A 20,754-nucleotide genomic window follows, 5' to 3' on the forward strand; every position below is an offset into this window, starting at 1 on the left:
CCCGCCCACCCTTTGTGTTTGTCCGGGCTCCGCCCGGCCCCGTGGGCGCCGTGGCTTCGCCACCATCCGCTACGGAACCCCCAATCGCTGCACGACGCCTGGTTGATTGCCGTGGAACTCCCACCGTTTCCTTGGGGTTCCGCCTTAGTCCCGCAGTTGTGGTGGTTCTTGTGGCTTACGCTTCGGGGCTTGTTGTCCCTCTGGGTTTCGCCTGGTTCCACGGTTGTGGTGGTTCTTGTGGGCCACGCTTCTGGGTTGCGGAGTTAGCGGAGCGACCGCTGGGGACCAGGCCGGCCCGCAGGGCAAAAAGGGAGGGTGGGTGGGAGAACCACTTTTAGGTGAAGACCGCCCTGCCGGTGCCGGGGGTGATTTCGCCGAGGATCCACGTGGGGACGCCGCGGGCGTTGAGTAGAGCTACTGCTTGGTCGGCGTTGTCGGCGGGGAGGATGGCGCACATGCCGACGCCCAGGTTGAATGTGTGGTCCATGTCGGCCTGGGGGACTTTGCCGCGTTCTGCGAGGGCGGTGAAGATCGCGGGTTGTGTCCAGGACGAGCGGTCTAGGCGGGCGTCAGCCGTACCAGGGAGGGAGCGAGACAGGTTTGCGGCCAGGCCGCCGCCGGTGATGTGGGCGAACGCATGGACAGGGGCCTCACGGAGCAGGGCCAGACAGTCGAGCGAGTAGATTCGCGTTGGTTCGAGGAGCTCCTCGCCGAGGGTTCGGGAGAGCTCAGGCAGGTGCTGATCCAGGCTCAGGTCCGCATTTTTCAGGATATGGCGGACAAGAGAGTAACCATTGGAATGCACCCCGGAGGAAGCCAACCCGAGAACCACATCGCCAGGCCGTACCCGATCGGGACCAAGCAGGGCGTCGGCGTCGACAACGCCCGTTCCGGCACCGGCCAGATCGTACTCATCAGCCCCCATCGCCCCCGGATGCTCAGCGGTCTCACCACCGACCAGCGCACACCCGGCCAACCGGCACCCCTCCGCCACACCCCCCACAATCTCCGCGATGCGCTCAGGCACCACCTTCCCGCAGGCGATGTAATCCGTCATGAACAACGGCTCAGCCCCACACACCACCAGATCATCCACGACCATACCGACCAGATCGATCCCGATCGTGTCGTGCTTGTCCAGCCGCTGCGCCAGCATCACCTTCGTCCCGACCCCATCGGTAGAGGTCGCCAACAAGGGCCGCCGGAACCTCAACAGCGCCGAGGCATCGAACAACCCCGCGAACCCGCTGGCATCATCCACCACCTCAGCCCGCCGCGACCGCGCCACCTTGGCCTTCATCAGCGCAACCGCACGATCACCGGCCTGGATGTCGACCCCGGCCTCAGCGTAGGAACTCATACTTTCGCCTCAAGCACGTACTTCCCCACCTGATCCTGATCGATCGGGATCGGATAATCGCCATCGAAACACGCCCGGCACAGCCGACCCGCCGGAATCGTGGTAGCCCGGGTAAGACCATCCAGCGAGATGTAACCCAACGAGTCCGCCCCCAGCGACTGGCAGATCTCATCCACCGACAACGACCCGGCGATCAGTTCCGCCCTGGTCGCGAAGTCGATCCCGTAGAAGCACGGCCACGAGACCGGCGGCGACGAGATCCGCACATGCACCTCGGTCGCACCCGCCTCGCGCAACATTTTCACGATCGCCCGCTGCGTATTGCCACGCACGATCGAATCGTCCACCACCACCAGCCGCTTACCCTGCACGATCTCGCGCAACGGGTTCAGCTTCAACCGGATGCCCAACTGCCTGATCGTCTGCGACGGCTGGATAAAGGTACGCCCGACATAGGAGTTCTTGACCAGCCCCTGCCCGTACGGAATACCGCTCTGCTCCGCGTAACCGATCGCGGCCGGCGTACCCGACTCGGGGGTCGGAATGACCAGATCAGCGTCAACCGGATGCTCCCGGGCCAACTGCCGCCCCACCTCCACCCGGGTGGCCTGCACACCCCGCCCAGCGATCGAGGTATCAGGCCGGGCCAGATAGACGTATTCGAACAAGCAACCCTTCGGCTCGGCGAGCGCGAACCTGCGGGACCGCACGCCACGCTCGTCGATGGTGATCAGCTCGCCGGGCTCGATCTCCCGGGTGAACACCGCGCCCACGATGTCCAGCGCCGCCGTCTCGGAGGCGACCACCCAGCCACGCTCCAGCCGCCCGAGCACCAGCGGCCTGACCCCCTGCGGGTCGCGCGCCGCGAACAAGGTCGTCTCATTCATGAAAACCAGTGAGTACGCACCCCTGACCTGGGGCAACACCTCAGCGGCCGCGTCCTCGATGGGCCGGGAGCCGTCCTGCGCGAGCAGCGCGGTCAGTACCTCGGTATCGGTGGTTGCCCGAATCGTGCCCGGAGCGAGCCGAACCGCCAGCTCGCCAGTGTTGATCAGGTTGCCATTGTGAGCCAGCGCGAGACCGCCGACCTCGGTCGAGTTCAGCGTGGGCTGCGCGTTCTCCCAGACGCTGGATCCGGTCGTGGAATAGCGGCAGTGCCCGATGGCCAGGTGGCCACGGAGGGTCCCCAGCACCGATTCGTCGAACACCTGCGCGACCAGACCCATGTCCTTGTAGACGAGGATCCGGGTTCCTTCGCTTACCGCGATGCCCGCGGACTCCTGGCCGCGGTGCTGCAACGCGTACAACCCGTAGTAGGTGAGTTTGGAAACATCCTCCCCTGGCGCCCAGACGCCGAAGACGCCACACGCGTCCTTCGGGCCCTGGTCCAGCGGGTCAAGGTCATGGCTCAGATGGCCGTCGCCCTTCAGCACATGCTTGAGTCTATTGCAGTCACATTGCCACGCCTCCGGCGCGGCGGGCTTGCAGTGACATGGCCGCGCCTTCCGGCCGCTCCGCGACCTGCGTTCCTCAGTCCAGACACAGGCGCGGCCACGCCGGGACATACGACTTACGGTGCGGAGGTTGCCCGAAGACGCTTCGTGGTGCAGGAGCGGGTGGCGTCAAGTTGATTACGCAATCCGGACCAAAGGATTGAACTGGCTTTGCCGTGTCGGCCCGGTTAGTCGCGCCCGTAGGGAGGGAGCCTGGGATCTCCGGCATGCCCAAATTCAGTCCGGGGGAGAAGACCGTGACGACACCTGAGGATCGCAGCCAAGGCGAGTGGGCCGACCCACGCGACGCGTATCCGGACAAGAGGCCTAATTCCTGGGAGGAGCCCGACATCGATCTTCCCTGGCCGTCGGCGGATTCCCAGCCGTGGCCTTGGCCGTACCCGCATCCGCAGGAGAATCAGGGGTTCCGGCGGACGCAGGATACTCACGAGGATCAGGGGCCGCCGAGCCAGCCGGATCCGAAGGAGTGGGCGTTTCCGCAGCCGAACCGGCTCCGGCCGACCCTGGCTCCACCGCCCAATCCGACACCGAACATCGCGATCCGGCCTTCCTTGCTGCCAAATCTCGCGACTTCGCCGGACGAGACTCCGAATGCCGGTACGTCCCCGGACGAGTTTTGGCCGAACGCGGCTCCGAACCCCGGGATGCCCCCGAATGAGACGTGGCCGAACGCGGCTCCGAACTCCGGGATGCCCCCGAATGAGACGTGGCCGAACGCGAATCCGAACCCCGTGACGTGGGGCAGCAGGATGCCGCCGGGGGCGATCCAGCCGACCTTCGCTCCCCATGACTCGGAGCCGGACGCCGTGGACACCAAGGTGTTCGCCGCAGACGAGCTCAGGGCCGCGTCCGATCCGCCGGCCAGTGCCTGGCCCCTTGGGCGATGGGGCCAGACGGATCACTTTGGTGACCGCATGTCACATGATCCAGGGATAAATCGACCCTCGGAGGGGGCAGGGCACCCGAGCAACAGCGAAACCTGGAACCCGGAAACGCCCGGCCAATCAGGTATGTCCGCCCAAGCAGGAACTCCAGACCAGTCGGGCGTGCCCGGCCAGCCAGGAACTCCAGGCCAGGCGGGTACACCCAGCCAACTAGGAACTCCAGGCCAACCAGGAACTCCAGACCAACCGCAAGCGCAGGGCCCCGAAACTCCTGGACAGCCGGGAGCCCACGGACAGCCGGGCGAGCAAGGACAGCCAGGCACTCCAGGGCAACCAGGCGCTCAGGGCCATCCAGGCACTCCGGGCGAAGGCCCCTACAGCGGGACACCGGGAGGCTACGGCCCTCCCGGCGCATATCCGGGCGTACCCGCCTATCCGCCGCCCGGAGGCGGCAGCCCGTACCCGCCGGAAGGTGGTGGTCCCTACCCCCCCACCCCGCAGCAGGGCGGCGGACTGGGCACTGCGGCACTGGTGCTCGGCATCGCCAGCATCATCCTGCTGTTCGTGTGCGGCATCGGCATGCTCACCGCGATCGTCGGCGTGATCATCGGCATCGTCGCGATCACCAAACGCTCCAACAAGCCCCGCGCGATCATCGGCCTGGTCCTCAGCATCGCCACCCTGGTCCTCGGCGCGATCCTGGCGGCCGCCCTCTGGAGCTGGGTCCACAACAAGGGCATCGACGAATGTTTCGACACCGCCCTGCACCCAACCCAGGAATCCGCCCAGCGCTGCCTGGAACGCAAACTCAACACCGAAACCTTGGACAATTGACCTCAAACAGCAACAAATGGGCCAACGGACCTGACTTTGGGCCAAGGGCAGAGAGCGGACAGATCTGCTGACCTCTGGCCAACGGCATCCTCAACCCAGCGGCAAATAAGCGGACAGATCAGCACGTGAGCCACTAGCCGTGGCACGCCCGTCCGCGATCGCGTCCCCCCACGCGGTCCGCCCGGTGGCCAGCTCCAGCCAGGTCCGCGCCTCGATCTGCACCACATTGGGCGGCGTCCCCCGGGTATGCCGCGGCCCCTCCACACACTGCACCGCCGCGTACGGCGGCACCCGCACCTCCACCGTACGCCCCGGAGCAACGGCCACCAGCTCCTCCAGCAGATACCGCACCGCCGCCCGAGCAGCCTCCCGTAACGGCTGTCCCCCCAGGTCATAGACCCGCAACACCACCGCCACACACGCCGGCCCCACCCCGGCCGCGGGACCGCTGAACGGCGGATCCCCCAACTCGGCCAACTGCGCGTCCAGCGCGGCATGGATCTTCGCGGGATCGAGTCTGCGTGCGGCCATCCACCCATTCTCCCGGCAGCACACGCTGGTCAGCACGATACTGACGAGGTCTGTGGGACGAGCGTTCACTGTTCGGGTAAACATTGTTCACCTCAGGTTCGGCTGACCGCCGTACCGTCCCGGCGGGGAGCATGTGCCGGGACGTGCGCGTGCTCCGCATTCCCGCGCAAACCCCCTTGGAGGAGCTGTGACGAATCCGTCACCGCGTAGAACCCTGCCGCTGCTGTCCGCCCCGCACGCGGGTGGCCGTAGCTCTCTCACTTGTGCCTTCCGTTGTGGTAACGCATGCGCCCATGAGGTGTCGAACCCCAGCGACAACCCCTATTTCGGAGACATCGTCACGGAGGCGATCTCCCGCCGGGGCGCGCTCCGGGCCGGGGCGCTTGGCGCGCTGGTGGTCTCGACTGGCGTCGTGGGTGTCGGGGCGGCTCTCCCCGCCGCCGCTGACCCTGTCAGAGACAAAGAATCAGTCATCGGAGGCCATGGCGGAAATGGCGGACATGGCGGGCATGGGTCGAGCGGCCTGAAGTTCACCCCGGTCGCGCCGAACAAACTGGACGCGTTGACCGTGCCGACGGGCTATGACCACTCGGTCGTGGTGCGCTGGGGCGACCCGGTGCTGCCGGGCGCGCCCGCCTTCAACTTCAACAACCAGACCGCCGCCGCCCAGGCGACGCAGTTCGGGTACAACTGTGACTTCGTCACCTTGATCCCCATGGGCAAGGACCGCGCGCTGCTCTGGGTGAACCACGAGTACACCGACGAGAACCTGATGTTCCGCGGCTACACCGACGGCACCGCCGCCACCGAGGAGCAGATCAAGATCGGTCTGGCCGCGCACGGCGGCTCGCTGGTGGAGATCGCGCGAGTCGGCAAGAGCGGCAAGTGGGCCCTGGTCACCAGCGGCCGCCGCAAGTACAACCGCCGCATCACCGCCCAGACCCCCATGCGCTTCAGCGGCCCGGCGGCCGGCAGCGACCTGCTGAAGACCGCCGCCGACCCGCACGGCAAGGTCGTCAAGGGCATGCTCAACAACTGCGCCGGCGGCACCACCCCGTGGGGCACCATCCTGACCGCTGAGGAGAACTGGAACCAGTACTTCGTGGGCGGCAACGGCGTCCCGGAGGACCAGAAGGCCAACCTCACCCGGTACGGCATCAGCACCACGGCCGCCATCCCCAGCGGCAGCCGGCGCTTCGACCGGATCGAGGAGCGTTTCGACCTGGCCAAGCACCCCCACGAGATCAACCGTTTCGGGTGGATCGTGGAGATCGACCCCTTCGACCCGGACGGCACCCCGATCAAGCGCACCGCGCTCGGCCGGATGGCGCACGAGGCGGCCACCACCACCATCGCCAAGGACGGCAAGCTGGTGGCGTACATGGGGGACGACTCGCGCTTCGAGTACTTCTTCAAGTTCGTGTCGAAGGACCGGTACATCCCCGGCTTCGACCGCCACAACCGCGACCTGCTCGACGAGGGCACCCTCTACGTCGCCAAGCTCACCGGTGACAGCCCGGCCGCCGAGATCGACGGCACCGGCAAGCTGCCCGCCGACGGCGCGTTCGACGGCTCCGGCGTGTGGATCCCGCTGGTCAGCGGCAACAAGTCGTTCGTGCCCGGGATGACCGCACAGGAGGTGCTGGTCTTCACCCGGACCGCCGCCGACAAGGTGGGCGCGACCAAGATGGACCGCCCCGAGGACATGGAGCGCAACCCGGTCAACGGCGCCATCTACCTGGCCCTCACCAACAACACCAACCGGACCGCCGCCCAGCTGGACGAGGCCAACCCCCGGCCGTCCAACCGGCACGGCCACATCCTGGAGATCGTCGAGTCCCGCAACGACGCCGGAGCCACCAAGTTCGCCTGGTCGCTGCCGCTGATCTGCGGTGACCCGAACGACCCGAGCACGTACTTCGCGGGCTTCGACAAGACCAAGGTCTCGCCGATCTCGTGCCCGGACAACGTGGCCTTCGACGCCGACGGCAACCTGTGGATCGCCACCGACGGCAACGCGCTGGGCACCAACGACGGCCTCTTCGTGATGCCGACGCAGGGCAAGGAGCGCGGTTTCGTGCGGCAGTTCCTGACTGTCCCGTTCGCGGCCGAGACCTGCGGCCCGTTCATCACCGATGACCAGCGCAGCGTCTTCGTGGCCGTGCAGCACCCCGGTGAGACCACCGGCGCCACCCCGGACGCCCCGACCAGCCGCTGGCCGGACGGCGACCAGCCGCGGCCGTCGGTCGCGGTGGCCTGGCACAAGCAGGGCAAGAAGATCGGTTCCTGAAAAAACGCGATGCCCCCGGGACGAACCGGGGGCATCGCGTTTTCTCATCCCACGGGTTCGAGGACACGTTCGGGGGTTTCTGTGCGGGTCTGGCGCAGGGCGTACAGGCTGACGGGGACGCCGACGAGCACGATGGCCGCGGCGATGAGCAGGGTGAACTGGTAGGCGTCCAGGAAGGCGGCCATGGTTGGCGCGGTCTGGCGCGCGTTCAGGATGGCGCCCAGGATGGTGATGCCGAGCAGGCCGAAGACCTCGCGGGAGACGTTCAGCACGCCCGAGGCGACCCCCGCCCGCCCGGCCGGCATGGCGCCGAGGATCACGTTGGTGAGCGGGACGAGCAGGCCCGCGCCCGCGCCGTACAGCAGGAACCAGGGCAGCAGGTCGAGATAGTCGGAACCGGCCCCGACGTTGGAGATCGCGCCGATGGCGACCGCCATCAGGGCCAGGCCGAACGCGACCACCCGGGCCGTGCCGAAACGTTCGGCGATCCGCGGTGACATGGTGGCCAGCACGGCCATCAGCAGCGCCATCGGGACGAACCCGGCGCCGGCCTGGGTGGGGGTGAAGCCCAGCGCGCTCTGCAGGTAGATCGCGGTGAAGAAGTAGATCCCGAAGACGCCGAACGCCCACAGGCCCATCGACAGCAGGCCGCCGCTGAAGACCCGCTCCCGGAACAGCGACAGGTCGATCATCGGCTGGCGGGAGCGCGACTCGATCACCAGGAAGCCCGCGAAGGCGAGCACCGCCAGCGCGAACGCGCCGAGGATCGGGGCCGACGACCAGCCCTGGGACTCGCCCTCGATGAGGCCGAAGGTCAGCGCGAACAGCGCCACCGTGGAGGCGGCCAGGCCGGGCAGGTCGAGGCGGGTCGCGGTGGCGCGAGCGGTGGGCTCGATCCGGATGTGCATCGCGGCCAGGACGGCGGTGACCAGGCCGATCGGGACGTTGATCAGGAAGATCCAGCCCCAGTCCACGTTCTCGCTGAGCAGGCCGCCGGTGAGCGGGCCGATCGCCAGGGCGAGGGCGCCGACGGCGCTCCAGATGCCGACGGCGGTGGCGCGCTCGCGCGGGTCGGGGAAGAGCCGGGGCAGCAGCGCCAGCGACGCGGGGGTGACCAGGGCCGCGCCGATGCCCTGCAACGCGCGGGCCCCGATCAGGATCTCCTGACCGTTCGCGAGCCCGGCGGCCACCGACGCCACGGTGAAGATCCCGAGCCCGGCGAAGAAGACCGCCCGCAGGCCGAACACGTCCGCCAGCCGCCCGCCGACGAGCAGCAGCCCGGCGAAGACCAGGATGTACGCGCTGACGATCCACTCAAGCCCGGAGATGCTCAGCCCGAGCTCCCGTTGGATAGTGGGGAGTGCGACATTCACCACATTATTATCCAAATAGGTCATAAAGGTCGCAAGCGCCACGGCTGTGAGCGCCAACCATCTGTTCATCTCGCCTCCTTATACGGTGTACATATACGGCGTACATGTACAGTGCATAGGAGAACGTGTACGTCGTATAGTTGTCAAGTGGCACCAGAGAAGTTGAGCCGGGAGACCGTCGTCGAGCAGGCCATCAAGCTCGCCGACGCCGAAGGCCTGGAGGCCGTCACCATCCGGCGGCTGGCCCAGGTGCTCGGCGTCACGCCGATGGCGCTCTACTGGCATTTCAAGAACAAGGACCAGCTGCTGGAGGGCATGGCCGATCACCTGCTCCGCGAGGTCACCCCCGAGTTCGAGCCGGATTCGCCGTGGAATGTCCGGCTGCGCGCGATGGTCGAGGCGCTGACCGGGGTGATCCGGCGGCACCCGGCGCTGATCGGGCTGCTCCCGTCGCTCAAGAATGAGGGTGTGGAGAGCTTCACGACCGCCACCAACACCGCGCTCGACCTGCTCGCCCAGGGGGGCTTCGCGCTCGACGAGGGCTTCCTGATCTCCTCGCTCCTGATGCACGGCGTGATCGCCCTGGTCGACGGGGAGCCTGGCTGCCCGAGTACCTTCACCACGGAGGAGGCGATCGAGTGGCGGCGGCAGAAGCGCTTGCACCTGGAGTCGCTGCCCGCCGACCGGTTCCCGCGGGTGGTGGAGTTCGCGAAGACCTTCGCCACGGAGCCGGATGTCGAGCGTTACTACGCGTTCGGCATCGACCTGCTCATGGCTGGGGTGGAGGCGCAGGCGGCCCGGCCTCGCCCGTGTGCCGGCTGGGGTAGGCCAGCGCAGTGAAGATCGCCCCCAGCAGGCTCACGCAGAACAGCGCCGCGTAGGTGACCCGGAACCCGCCCATCAGCTGCTCCACCGCGACCGGCGACAGGCGCGCCAGCGTGCCCTGGTAGACCTGAGCCCGCAGCTCCGGCGAGACCGACCCGGTCAGCAGGCTCAGTGTGGACCCGACGCTGAGCACGATCCCGATATTCATGATCATGAGCCGGAATCCGTTCACCACCCCCAGGCTGCCGGCCGGCAGCGCGGCCATCACCTGCGTGGTGTTCCCGGTCAGGAACGTCCCACTGCCACATCCCGCCAGAAAGAGCCCAACCCCGATCACCCAGTACGGCGACGCGGTGCTGAACACCAGAATCAGCAGCCCGCCCGCGCTCAGGCTCGCCCCGCCCACCGCGATCAGGTACGGACTGATCCGCCGCCCCAGCGACCCCGCGATCGGCGAGGCCAGCGCCATCCCGATCGGCACCGGCAGCAGGGCGACCCCGGCGGCCAGCGCGTCCACCCCGCGCGCGGCCTGGAAATACAGCCCGGCCAGCAGGATCAGCGACGCCCTGGCCAGCGCGTTGCAGAACGAGGCCACATTGGTCAGGGCGAGCATCCGGGCACGGAACAACGTGCCATCTAAGACCGGATATGTCGCCCGCCGCTCGACCATGACCAGGACGGGCACCAGCACCAGGAAGATCGCCCCGCCCACGATCACGACCGGACTCCCGAGCCCGCGCGACCCCGCCTCCGTGAGCGCCACCAACGCCGCCGATAAAGCCGCGAAAATGATGATATTTCCGGTTACGTCTACAGGCTTGCGTTCGCGGGGGGTCGTCTCCCTGAGCGTGAACATGCCCCAGAACAGCGCGATCAGCCCCGCCGGCACGTTGATCCAGAAGATCCACTGCCAGCCCAGGATGTCCGCGATCAGGCCGCCCAGCGTGGGCCCGGCCAGCTGCGCCACCGACAATGTCCCGATATAAACACCCATGCCCTGGCTGAGGCGATCAGCCGGAAACGCATCGGCGATGATCACCGTCCCGTTCGCCAGGATCATCGCCGCGCCCAGCCCCTGGATCGCCCGCAGCCCGATCAGCACCCAGACGTCCGGAGCCAGCCCCGCCAGCAGCGAGGCCACCGTGAACAGCGCGAACCCCACGAGATAGACCTCGCGCCGCCCGAGCAGATCCGCGACCCGCCCGAACAGCACCAGCGTCGCCGTGTTCACCAGCAGGAAAGCCAGCAGGACCCAGCTGGCCGCGAACGGGCTCGCCTGGAAGTGCCGCACCACCGACGGCAGCGCCACATTCAGCGTGCTCCCACTGATCCCGATCAGCACCAGGCCGAGGCTGGTGACCGAGCAGACCTTCCACGCGTATCTGAGTGCTCTTGCGTATTCGGGAGAACCTGGTTCCAGGGGGACGGCAACCACGAAATACCATTGTGAATCACCGCCCGGAGGCGGGGCTCACCGGGCGCGCTTCCGCAGGCCCTCCAGGTCGTAGATGATCACGCGGCGGCGGCCGGTCTCGATCAGGCCCCGGTCGCGCAGGCTGCGCAGCGCCTTGCTGACCGCCTCCCGCGACGCGCCGGTCCAGCCGGCCAGCTCGTCCTGGGAGAGCGGCAACATGACCCGGACGCCCTCGTTGGTGGCCTCCCCGTACCGTTCGGCCAGTTCGACCAGGCGGGTGGCGACCCGTCCGGTGGTGTCGAACGCGCCGTACTCGATGCGTTTGCGGTCGGCGTCCCGCAACCTGCCGGTGATCAGTTGCAGCAGCAGCACCGCGATCCTGCCGTGCTCATGCAGGAATCCGGCGAAATCGCGGACCACGATGCCCTCGATCGGCTCCAGCGCGGTCACCGTGCCCGACCTCGGGCCGCCGTCCACCGCCGACATGTCGCCGAGCAGCGCGCCGGGCCCGCGCACGGCCAGCACCACCTCGGTGCCCACGGCCGTGTGCGAGGACACCTTCACCCGCCCCGAGGTCAGCACCAGCACCCAGTCGGACTTGTCGCCCTCGCTCATCACCGTCGAGCCACGATCCCACCGGCGGGGTCTCCCGGCCGTACGAAAGTCCGCGATCTCCTCTGCGGTGAGCAGGGCGAGAAACTCGCCCGGTTCCGGAGTGTTCATGCGGTCAGTCTTGGGCCCCCGGGGGGTGCCCGTAAAGGGACTTTTACCCAAGTGCCGTCAGTACGTACGCGTGCACCGTCTGGTCCTTGCCTTTCAGGCTCAGATGGCCGAGTGAGCGCACGTCCGCGGGGGAGGCCAGCAGGTCGCGGGTGGACTGGCCGATCACCACCGTGCCCGGTTCGGCCAGCGCCTGCAGCCGGGCCGCCACGTTGACCGCGTCGCCCATCGCGTTGAAGCCGCGGAACTCGGGGCTGCCGATATTGCCCACCAGCGCGGGGCCGGTGTTCACCCCCACCCGGAACTGCGGCCATTCGACGTCCGAAACCAGCCCGGCGTTCTGCTCGCTCAGCACCTCGGCGTTCACCCGGGCCGCCGCGCGCTGCATGTCCAGGGCCGCCTGCGCCGCGCGTTCCGCGTGGTCCGGCTGCTCCGCGGGCGCGTTGAAGAGGGCCAGCAGCGCGTCTCCGACGAACTGCACGATCGTGCCGCCGTTGCCCAGAATGCACGGCACCGCCGCCGTGTGGAACCGGTTGAGCATCGCCACGATCTCCCCCGGCGAGACCCGCTCCGAGAACGTGGTGAACCCGCGCAGGTCCGCGAACAGCGCGGTCACCTCCACCAGCGACCCCCCGAGCGCGGCCCGGTTCGGATCCGCGAGCAGGCTCTGCGCCACATCCGGCGACATGTACGCCCGGAACAGCGTGTCCAGCTCCGCATACAGCCGGGCGTTCTCCAGCGCGATCGACAGCTGGCTGGCCAGCGTCGCCGCCAGCGCCTCATCCTGCGAGGTCGTCCCCACCGGAACCGTCAGCGCCCCCGCCAGCCGCCCCTTCACCGTGAGCGGATGCACCACCGCCCCGGTCACCGGCACCGGCCGCCCCGCCGCGAGCGCCGCCACCGGCGCCTCCCCCCGCGTTCCGTTCACCGCCGGGTACGGCACCAGCACGCCGTTCTGCATCAGGCTGAGGCGGACGTCGCCGTAGGCCTGCCGTACCCGCTCGAGGGCGTCGGTCAGCAGCTGCGTCTCGGCCAGCCCGACCCGGGCCCGGCCGCCGACGTGCACCAGCGCGGCCAGCCGGTCCGACAGCTCGCGCTCGTCCGCCAGCGCCTTCCCGGCCCGGTCCAGCACCGCCGCCTGCCCCTCGGTGAGCCGGAACCGCCCCGCCAGCCGGGTGGCCACCGGCACCCCCGACTCGGTCCTGCGCCGCAGGTGGCCGACCAGCTCTTCGAGAGCCTCCTCGTACTGGGCCTGGATGCGCCGTACGGTCGCCGACAGCGCGACGGCGTCGAACAGGCCGGCGCCGGAGCCTTCCCGCCGGAACTGGATGTACGCGCTGTAGGCCACGAACACGAACGCGAACGTCAGCAGCACGTGCCAGAGCCACCAGGACAGGTGCCAGTTGTGGTGCGACATGCCCGCGATCATCGCCTCGGCCAGCAGCGCGAACGAGGTGATCAGGCTGATCAGCACGGCCGCCGGGCGTTTGCGGTGCAAGGCGAACATCATGGCCGCGGCGGCGGCGTAGAGCACGATGCCGATCAGCGCGTACGGGCCGAGGCTCAGGCCGTCGGCGGGGAGCGGGTCGCTCAGCGGGGTGAGGCCGGGGACCAGCGAGGCGAAACCCCAGGCGATCATGATGGTCGCGAGCAGCACGCGCAGCGGGAGCTGGGCGCGGAGCACGGTCGCGGCCTGGCGTTCCCCGAGCGGGAGCCCCGCCAGGAACGCGAAGATCGACGCGATGGTGAGGCCGACCGGCTGGGCCAGGTCGAAACCGACCGTGCCGCCGTCCAGGAAGATCTTCGGGGTGGCCAGGCCGTGAAGCAGGAAGAATCCGGCGCTGCTCAGGAACACCAGCGAGACCAGGAACAACCGGGCGTCCTTGCGCCGGGTCGCTGCCTGGCTGATCAGCGCGCCGAGCACCAGGTTCACCCCCGCGACGGCCAGGATCAGCCAGAAGTGGCTGGGATTGTGCTGCCACTTGTGGTCCAGGTCGACGGTCGTCGGGTCCTGGTCGACCGGGTGGGCCAGCAGCAGCCAGAGGCCGAGCATGGGCAGCGTCATGTGGATCAGCCAGACGACGCCGCGCACCGGCTGGGTGGCGGGCGGCAGGAACGGTTCGCGCGCGCCCTCGTGGGGCCTGCTCAGGTCTGTCGTGGTGGGGTCGCTCGACGGCACAGCTGCCTCCGTATGAGCCAGTCAACGCACCCATCGCCCCGCGGCTCAGCCGCTCAGCCCTGGTTCGCTCCCTGGACGTGCGTGTCTACCGCGCCAGATTGGGCGAGGTAATCCTCCCGAACGGTGCCGATTATCCCGGCGCGAACCAGCATCGCCAACGCCGCTTGCGGCTACTACGGACTATTACCGGTTCACCGATACAGAGCCGTGATGTTTATCACGTGATCCGCCTGGATTGTTGAAACGTCTATCACTCAGTTCACCTTCTGTACCAGAGGGCACAGATTAAACGGAAGGAAGCTCAGTGGCTATCAGGTTGCCGGGCGGGCGCACGATCGGGATCTTGACCGTTGGCGCACTTGCTGGATCCATTTTTGCCGTGGGGGGCATGGCGACCGCATCGTCGGCTGCTGACACCGTCATCTACGCGTGTGTCAACAAGAAGACGCGCTACGCACGCATCGTGAACGCGACCACCAAGTGCCGCGTCACGGAGACCAAGATCAGCTGGGGCGGCCAGGGCGAACAGGGCCCCATGGGCCTCCAGGGCATGACCGGCGCCCAGGGCCCCCAGGGCCTTCGCGGCCAGACCGGCCCGCAGGGCCCGAAGGGCCAGACCGGCAACACCGGCCCCCAGGGCCCGAAGGGCGACACCGGCGCGCAGGGTCCCCAAGGCCCGCAAGGTCTGAAGGGCGAAACCGGCCCCCAGGGCCCGAAGGGCGACAAGGGTGAGAACGGAACCAACGGCCCCGCTGGCCCGGTCGGTCCCACCGGCCCGAAGGGCGCGGATGGCGAGAAGGGCGACAAAGGCCTGCAAGGCCTACAGGGCCTGAAGGGTGACAAGGGTGACAAGGGTGACAAGGGCGACCCCGGCACCGGCGGTTCGATCAGCCCGGCCGTAAAGTCGTCCTCCGATATCACCTTCAGCGAGCACAACAACTCCGCCACCCTGAACTGTGATAACGGCAAGAAACTCGTCAGCGGCGGCTACGAGATCATCAGCGGTGCCTCCAACGTCAGGCTCACCTTGGCCGACCGCCCGTCGAGCTCCAGCGGTACCCCCACCGGTTGGTACGTGAAGCTCTCGATCGACGACAACACGGCCAAGGTCAAGATGTACGTCGTCTGCATCTGACCGCACGCTGGACAGGTTCGATGCCGTCACCGGCGGAGTCCGTAGGGGTTCCACCGACCTGCTGACAACGCCATGCACCCGAAGGCCCTTCCGGATCGGCGCCGGAAGGGCTTTCGCATTCTCGTCCAACCATCTGGACGGCGGCGAAGCCGATCGAGTATGGCCTCGGTTGTTGTCACCGCACCGGTGATCGGCCGAGGCTATCCCGATCACGCCATAGCCCGGGTGCCCTGCCACGGCCTCTTCGGTGCGGTGCCGAGGGAGGAGATCGGCAAGTGATGATTGAGCGCTCTGAGTTGTTTTGGTGCCGGTTGGCCGCCGGTCCCTCTTGGCGCCGGGACGGCGAGAACTGATGCGGACGTGATCGGCGCCGGAATACGGCGAGTAACCCGACGAATCGCGGGTTAGAGCCAGTGCCACTCGATGGAGGCCTGGTTGCGGCGTTCGGTTAGCCATTGGGTGAAGGCGGCTGTGCCGGCGGCGGCCAGGGTGGGTTGGTCGGGGGTGGCGGGGTGGCGTTCCAGGATCAGGCCGGTGAGGTAGGTGTTGTCGTGCCGTACTGGGCCGATCAAGGTGTCGCGGGGGGCGTGGCGGAGTGGGGCGGGGAGGGTGTGGGCGTGGCGTTGGCCGAGGGTGACGGAGGCTTCGGCGCAGCCGAGGAGGCCGCCGAGGCCGCGGAGGAGTTCGCCGTGGATGGGGTGGGAGCTGGTGACCCAGAGGGCGCGGACCTGGTCGAAGTCGGGGCGGTGGGCGTCCAGGTAGGCGGGGGCGAGTTCGGCGGATTTGCGGCGGCGGAAGCGGGTGCGGCGGGCGATGCTCGCGATGAACTCCTCGAACTGGCCGCCGGTCATGCCCATCTCGGCCACCCAGGCGAGGGTCGAGGCGGGGTCGCGCAGGCCGATGCCCAGGCGGAACTCCTCGGCCGCGAACCGGAGTTCGTCCTCGGTCAACGGCTCGGGGTCGTTCCGGGTTTCGGCCTTGATCAGGCAGTGTTCGACGATCTCGTCTCGTAACCCGCGATCTCGCTGGGAGAGGTGGCGGACCACGGTCACTGCCTCGGCCAGGGATAAGTGCACGTCATCGACGCGTACCAGACAGTTATCCGGACCGATATGTCCGGCATCGCCGTCCCCGGGCCAGCGGACCGGGCTGATGTGCTCCACGCGTTCCGCGGTCACGGGATCCTCCAAGCGCCATCCAGGCACTGATCGCGCGGCGAGGCCCTTTCCGAGGGGGCCCGGCGCCGGTCTCGCCGCGCGACTTTTCAGCGAGGCTCCCGGAGTCCCGAAGGCACGGCACGCCTTCGAGGAGAACCTGCGTTCAGAGTAGGAATGTCCTCTTGGGGATTACTGGTCGCGACCTTGCAGCGCGGTTGCGGCACTCAAGATCAGCTCCAGGCGAGTATTCGTAGTGGATCCGTCAGCATTGCGCCGACGTCCCGGAGCACATACGAACCCAGTTCGCCGTCGATGATTCGATGGTCGAACGAGAGTGCCAGCGTGGTGACCTTGCGGACGGCCAGTTGCCCGTCTACCACCCAGGGCATGTCGCGAATCTGGCCGAACGCCAGGATCGCGGCCTCGCCGGGGTTGAGGATCGGGGTTCCGGCGTCGACACCGAAGACGCCCACATTCGTGATTGTGATCGTGCCACCGGTCAGCTCGGCGGGGCCGCATTTGCCCGCCCGGGCCCGATCGGTCAGCTCGGACAGCGCCCTGGCCAGCCCTGGCAGGGACATCGCGTCGGCGTCCTTGACGTTGGGCACGATGAGGCCGCGCTCGGTCGCGGCCGCGATGCCCAGGTTCACGTAGCGTTTCACCACGATCGCGTCGTCGGCCCAGGTGGCGTTGGCCATTGGATACCGCCGCACCGCCGTGAGCAGCGCTTTTGCCACCAGCAGCAGTGGCGAAACCTTGACTCCCTCGAAATCGGGCAACGCGCGCAGCCGTTGCACGGCGTTCATGGTCTCGGTGACATCGATCTGGAGGAACTCGGTCACATGCGGCGCGGTGAACGCGCTGGCGACCATCGCCGCCGCCGTCGCCTTCCGCACACCCCGGACAGGAATACGTTCCTCCCGGGCGATATTTCCGACATGTCCGGGCGCTAGAACTTGCCCGGTGGCCCCGGTGACCCCGGTGACGCTGCCGGGAGCTTCCAGCTGGACCCCATTGGACCTCTCCGTGGCGGGTTCCGCCACGGTCCCGGGCATCGCCGGTCGCGAAACCGCCGCCTGCACGTCCTCCCGGGTGATCGACCCGCGCGGTCCGGTTCCGGCGATGCCCGACAGATCCACGCCAAGATCCTTGGCCAGCTTGCGCACCGGCGGCTTCGCCAGCACCGTCACATTTCCGACGCCAGCCGCACTTCCGACGCCAGCCGCACTTCCGACGCCAGCCGCACTTCCGACACCGGCCGCACTTCCGACACCGGCCACATTCCGCACGCTGGCCGCATTTCCTCCGCCGGACGATCCGGCACTCCCACCGGAGGTTCCCGGTGTTGGGGGAGACTTGCGGGGGCGTCGTTTGGTGGCGCCCAGCTTCACGCCGTACCCAACCAAAACGGGCTGGCGTTCCTCCCGCGTCGGTTCGGGCACCTGGGGCACCATGTCCTCGGTCAGTGCGGGGGGCTGTGCCGGCGGGGGCGCGTCTTCGTCCGGCACCGTGTCCACCGCGATGATCGGCGACCCCACATCGGCCGTCTCCCCCTCAGGCACCAGCAGCGCCGCCACCGTGCCCTCGAACGGGCAGGGCAGCTCCACCACGGCCTTCGCGGTCTCGATCTCCACGATGGTCTGGTTCACCCGGACCGGATCACCCGGCGAGACGTGCCATTTGACGATCTCCGCTTCGGTCAGGCCTTCGCCGACATCCGGAAGCTTGAACTCACGTCGCATCGCGCACCCCCTCAGTACGCCAGGACACGGTCGACGGCGTCCAGCACCCGATCCAGATCCGGCAGGTAGTGATCCTCCAGCCGGGACGGCGGATACGGCGTCGAGAACCCGCCCACCCGCAGCACCGGCGACTCCAGCCGGAAGAAGCACGCCTCGCTGATCCGCGCCGCCAGCTCCCCGCCGAGCCCGGTGAACACCGGCGCCTCGTGCACGACCACACACCGCCCGGTCCGGTTCACCGACTCGGTGATCACCCCCATGTCCAGCGGGCTGAGCGACCGCAGATCGATCACCTCGACCGACCGCCCGTCGTCCTCGGCCGCCGCCGCCGACTCCAGGCACGTCTTCACCATCGGCCCGTACGCCAGGAGGGTCACGTCGTTCCCGGTTCGCACCACCTTGGCCTTCCCCAGCGGCAGTCCGGGAGCGCCGAGTTCCACGTCGGCCTTGTCCCAGTAACGCCGCTTCGGCTCGAAGAACACGATCGGATCGTCGGAGCGCACCGCGTCCTGAATCATCGTGTACGCGTCGACCGGGTTGGAGCACGCGACCACCCGCAACCCCGCCGTATGCGTGAAATACGCCTCCGGCGACTCGCTGTGGTGCTCGACCGCCCCGATCCCGCCGCCGCACGGAATCCGCACCACGACCGGAAGCTTGAGCTTGCCCAGCGACCGTAGCGGCATCTTCGCCAGCTGGGTGATGATCTGGTCGGCCGCCGGGAACACGAACCCGTCGAACTGGATCTCGCAGACCGGCCGGTAGCCGCGGATGGCCAGCCCGATCGCGGTCCCGATGATCCCGGATTCGGCCAGCGGCGTGTCGATCACACGATCTTCGCCGAAGTCCTTCTGCAGGCCGTCGGTGACGCGGAACACGCCACCGAGTTTGCCCACGTCCTCGCCCATGATGAGAACCTTGGGATCGGCGTCCATGGCGGCGCGCAGGCCCTCGTTGAGGGCTTTGGCCAGCGTGAGTACGGTCATCGTTCGAACCCCGCCAGGTAGCTGAGGTACTGCTCGCGCTCGTCCGCCATGAGGGCGTGGGGCTCGGCGTACACATGGTCGAAAAGGGCCTCGGGGGCGGGGTCGGGCAGCGCCAGGCAGGAGCGGCGCAGCTCCTTGCCGAGCGCGTCGGCCTCCGCCTCGACCTTGTCGAAGAACTCCTGGTCGGCGAGTTCGCCGCGGAACAGATACGCCTTGACCCGTTCTATCGGATCTTTCAGCTTCCACGCCTCCAGCTCGTCGGCCACCCGGTAGCGGGTCGGGTCGTCGGAGGTGGTGTGCGCGCCCATCCGATAGGTGAACGCCTCCACCATCGTCGGCCCCTGCCCGGCGCGGGCGTCGGCCAGCGCCTTGCGCGTGACGGCGAGACAGGCGAACACGTCGTTGCCGTCCACTCGGACGCCCGGGAAGCCGAACCCGGAAGCGCGCTTGTACAGCGGGATCCTGGACTGCTTCTCCAGTGGCTCGGAGATCGCCCACTGGTTGTTCTGGCAGAAGAACACGACCGGCGCGTTGAACACCGATGCCCAGATGAACGCCTCGTTCACGTCGCCCTGCGAGGTCGCGCCGTCGCCGAAGTAGACGATCGTGGCGGCCTCGGCGCCGTCCCGCTGGATGCCCATCGCGTAGCCCACCGCGTGCAGCGTCTGGGTGCCGATGACGATCGAATAGAGGTGAAAATTGTGCTCGGCTGGATCCCAGCCGCCGTGGTTGACTCCGCGGAACAGGCCGAGCAGATTGATCGGGTCGACGCCGCGGCACCAGGCCACGCCGTGCTCGCGGTAGGTCGGGAAGGCCATGTCGACGTCGGTCAGCGCGCGGCCCGAGCCCACCTGCGCGGCCTCCTGGCCGAGCAGTGAGGCCCACAGGCCGAGCTCGCCCTGGCGCTGGAGGGCGACGGCCTCCAGGTCGATCCTGCGGACCAGGACCAGGTCACGGTAGAGGGCTTTGACCTCCTCCGCGGTAAGGTCGATCTTGTAGTCGGGGTGCTCGATCCGTTCTCCCTCGGGGGTGAGAAGCTGGACGAGCTCAGGGGGTGCCGTTAGGCCGGTAGTGGAGGCAGTCATGTGCCACTCCTGCGCGGTCGGGGCCTATCACGGTTGGGGTCGCCACCGTGATTCGGCCGATTCCAGACGCTTCTGTTCCGTTTGGTGGGGGAACGTCCACGTATGCGGACATGGTTACAGAGGTCACACCCCCATGCACAAGGCCCCTTCACATTCTCCCCGTTCCCGGTGGCAGACCTCCCACACAATCCACAGCCTGTGGATAACTTACGCTGCCACGGACCGCTAGGCTGAGCCCGCATCCAGCACTTCTACCAGGAGGAACCGACAGTGGCGCGCGTGATCGTCGACGTCATGCTCAAGCCCGAGATCCTCGACCCCCAGGGCCAAGCCATCGCCCGCGCCCTCCCTCGCTTGGGCTTCACCACCATCACCGACGTCCGCCAGGGCAAACGCTTCGAACTCGAACTCCCCGGCCCTGCAACAGAAGCCACACTCACCGAGGCCCGAAAAATTGCCGAAACCCTCCTGGCGAACACGGTCATCGAAGACTTCCAGGTACGTGTGGAGGAAGACGCTTGAGCCTTGCTTTCTCAGGCCGTTGAGACGCTCGGATGCTGGTTTCTGCTGTAAGTGACCGGGTGGGGTGTGAGGGCTGGGGTCCGTAGCGGGTGGGCAGGGCGGACACTCCGGCCGACCGTGATAGTGGGCCTCTGGTGAGCCGCTGGTCAGCGGCCATCGCGGGCGCGGTGGTCTCGGGCACGGTCTTACGTCGGCCTACGTGT

The 20,754-nt window shown here is 67.9% G+C and carries 17 protein-coding genes; 5 read left to right on the plus strand and 12 right to left on the minus strand.

Annotation, left to right across the window (positions count from 1 at the left end; translation table 11 throughout):
- Positions 1-334: 334 nt before the first annotated feature.
- The 3 genes from purM to Amac_RS48105 form a co-directional block, all read right to left on the minus strand.
- On the minus strand, positions 335-1,360 hold the full coding sequence (gene purM, locus Amac_RS48095; RefSeq protein ID WP_155361144.1) for a phosphoribosylformylglycinamidine cyclo-ligase: 1,026 nt from the start codon (positions 1,358-1,360) through the stop codon (positions 335-337).
- On the minus strand, positions 1,357-2,793 hold the full coding sequence (gene purF / locus Amac_RS48100) for an amidophosphoribosyltransferase (RefSeq protein ID WP_155361145.1): 1,437 nt from the start codon (positions 2,791-2,793) through the stop codon (positions 1,357-1,359). Before purF ends, purM begins: the two co-directional genes overlap by 4 nt.
- Before the next feature lie 514 nt (positions 2,794-3,307).
- A complete protein-coding gene (locus Amac_RS48105) occupies positions 3,308-3,688 on the minus strand; it encodes a hypothetical protein (RefSeq protein ID WP_155361146.1) in 381 nt (126 codons plus the stop codon).
- A gap of 601 nt (positions 3,689-4,289) precedes the next feature.
- Between Amac_RS48105 and Amac_RS48110 the strand changes: the two genes are divergently transcribed.
- Positions 4,290-4,592: a DUF4190 domain-containing protein gene (locus Amac_RS48110; RefSeq protein WP_155361147.1), complete on the plus strand. Its 303-nt coding sequence runs from the start codon at positions 4,290-4,292 to the stop codon at positions 4,590-4,592.
- 90 nt (positions 4,593-4,682) lie between these two features.
- Here Amac_RS48110 and Amac_RS48115 read toward each other — a convergent pair whose 3' ends face one another.
- Complete coding sequence (locus Amac_RS48115; protein WP_155361148.1) at positions 4,683-5,123, minus strand: sterol carrier family protein; 441 nt, start codon at positions 5,121-5,123, stop codon at positions 4,683-4,685.
- A gap of 187 nt (positions 5,124-5,310) precedes the next feature.
- Here Amac_RS48115 and Amac_RS48120 point away from each other — a divergent pair, with 187 nt between their 5' ends.
- Positions 5,311-7,413: a PhoX family protein gene (locus tag Amac_RS48120; RefSeq protein WP_155361149.1), complete on the plus strand. Its 2,103-nt coding sequence runs from the start codon at positions 5,311-5,313 to the stop codon at positions 7,411-7,413.
- Between the two features lie 44 nt (positions 7,414-7,457).
- Here the strand turns inward: Amac_RS48120 and Amac_RS48125 are convergent, their stop codons facing one another.
- Positions 7,458-8,855, minus strand: coding sequence for an MFS transporter (locus Amac_RS48125; RefSeq protein ID WP_155361150.1), 1,398 nt, complete (start codon positions 8,853-8,855; stop codon positions 7,458-7,460).
- Positions 8,856-8,933: 78 nt separating this feature from the next.
- On the opposite strand from Amac_RS48125, the gene Amac_RS48130 reads away from it, so the two are divergent.
- The gene (locus tag Amac_RS48130; RefSeq protein ID WP_155361151.1) at positions 8,934-9,626 is read left to right on the plus strand and encodes a TetR/AcrR family transcriptional regulator; all 693 of its coding nucleotides are present in this window, start codon (positions 8,934-8,936) and stop codon (positions 9,624-9,626) included.
- Here the strand turns inward: Amac_RS48130 and Amac_RS48135 are convergent.
- From Amac_RS48135 to Amac_RS48145, 3 genes are read right to left on the minus strand one after another with little or no spacing between them, the layout of a single operon-like run.
- Complete coding sequence (locus tag Amac_RS48135; RefSeq protein WP_155361152.1) at positions 9,556-11,046, minus strand: MFS transporter; 1,491 nt, start codon at positions 11,044-11,046, stop codon at positions 9,556-9,558. The genes Amac_RS48130 and Amac_RS48135 overlap by 71 nt on opposite strands.
- Positions 11,047-11,082: 36 nt before the next feature.
- Positions 11,083-11,748, minus strand: a complete 666-nt coding sequence (locus tag Amac_RS48140) for a Crp/Fnr family transcriptional regulator (protein ID WP_155361153.1) — start codon at positions 11,746-11,748, stop codon at positions 11,083-11,085.
- Positions 11,749-11,791: 43 nt separating this feature from the next.
- On the minus strand, positions 11,792-13,924 hold the full coding sequence (locus Amac_RS48145) for an adenylate/guanylate cyclase domain-containing protein (RefSeq protein ID WP_246269175.1): 2,133 nt from the start codon (positions 13,922-13,924) through the stop codon (positions 11,792-11,794).
- 304 nt (positions 13,925-14,228) lie between these two features.
- On the opposite strand from Amac_RS48145, the gene Amac_RS48150 reads away from it, so the two are divergent.
- Entirely contained in the window at positions 14,229-15,059 is an 831-nt protein-coding gene (locus tag Amac_RS48150; RefSeq protein ID WP_170323030.1) for a collagen-like domain-containing protein, read from the plus strand.
- A gap of 404 nt (positions 15,060-15,463) precedes the next feature.
- On the opposite strand, the gene Amac_RS48155 is transcribed toward Amac_RS48150, so the two are convergent.
- From Amac_RS48155 to pdhA, 4 genes are all read right to left on the minus strand, one after another.
- Positions 15,464-16,237 (minus strand): hypothetical protein, encoded by a 774-nt coding sequence (locus Amac_RS48155; protein ID WP_155361155.1) that lies wholly within the window; start codon positions 16,235-16,237, stop codon positions 15,464-15,466.
- Between the two features lie 209 nt (positions 16,238-16,446).
- Positions 16,447-17,958, minus strand: a complete 1,512-nt coding sequence (locus Amac_RS48160) for a dihydrolipoamide acetyltransferase family protein (RefSeq protein WP_155361156.1) — start codon at positions 17,956-17,958, stop codon at positions 16,447-16,449.
- 11 nt (positions 17,959-17,969) lie between these two features.
- Entirely contained in the window at positions 17,970-18,944 is a 975-nt protein-coding gene (locus Amac_RS48165; RefSeq protein WP_155361157.1) for an alpha-ketoacid dehydrogenase subunit beta, read from the minus strand.
- Positions 18,941-20,029 carry a pyruvate dehydrogenase (acetyl-transferring) E1 component subunit alpha gene (gene pdhA, locus Amac_RS48170; protein WP_155361158.1) on the minus strand — a complete coding sequence of 363 codons (1,089 nt, stop codon included), beginning with the start codon at positions 20,027-20,029 and terminating at the stop codon, positions 18,941-18,943. The genes Amac_RS48165 and pdhA overlap by 4 nt, the downstream gene beginning before the upstream one ends.
- A gap of 270 nt (positions 20,030-20,299) precedes the next feature.
- Here pdhA and purS point away from each other — a divergent pair, with 270 nt between their 5' ends.
- The gene (purS, locus tag Amac_RS48175; protein WP_155361159.1) at positions 20,300-20,551 is read left to right on the plus strand and encodes a phosphoribosylformylglycinamidine synthase subunit PurS; all 252 of its coding nucleotides are present in this window, start codon (positions 20,300-20,302) and stop codon (positions 20,549-20,551) included.
- Positions 20,552-20,754 lie beyond the last annotated feature (203 nt).

The organism is Acrocarpospora macrocephala (assembly GCF_009687865.1).
GTDB classification, from domain to species: Bacteria; Actinomycetota; Actinomycetes; order Streptosporangiales; family Streptosporangiaceae; genus Acrocarpospora; species Acrocarpospora macrocephala.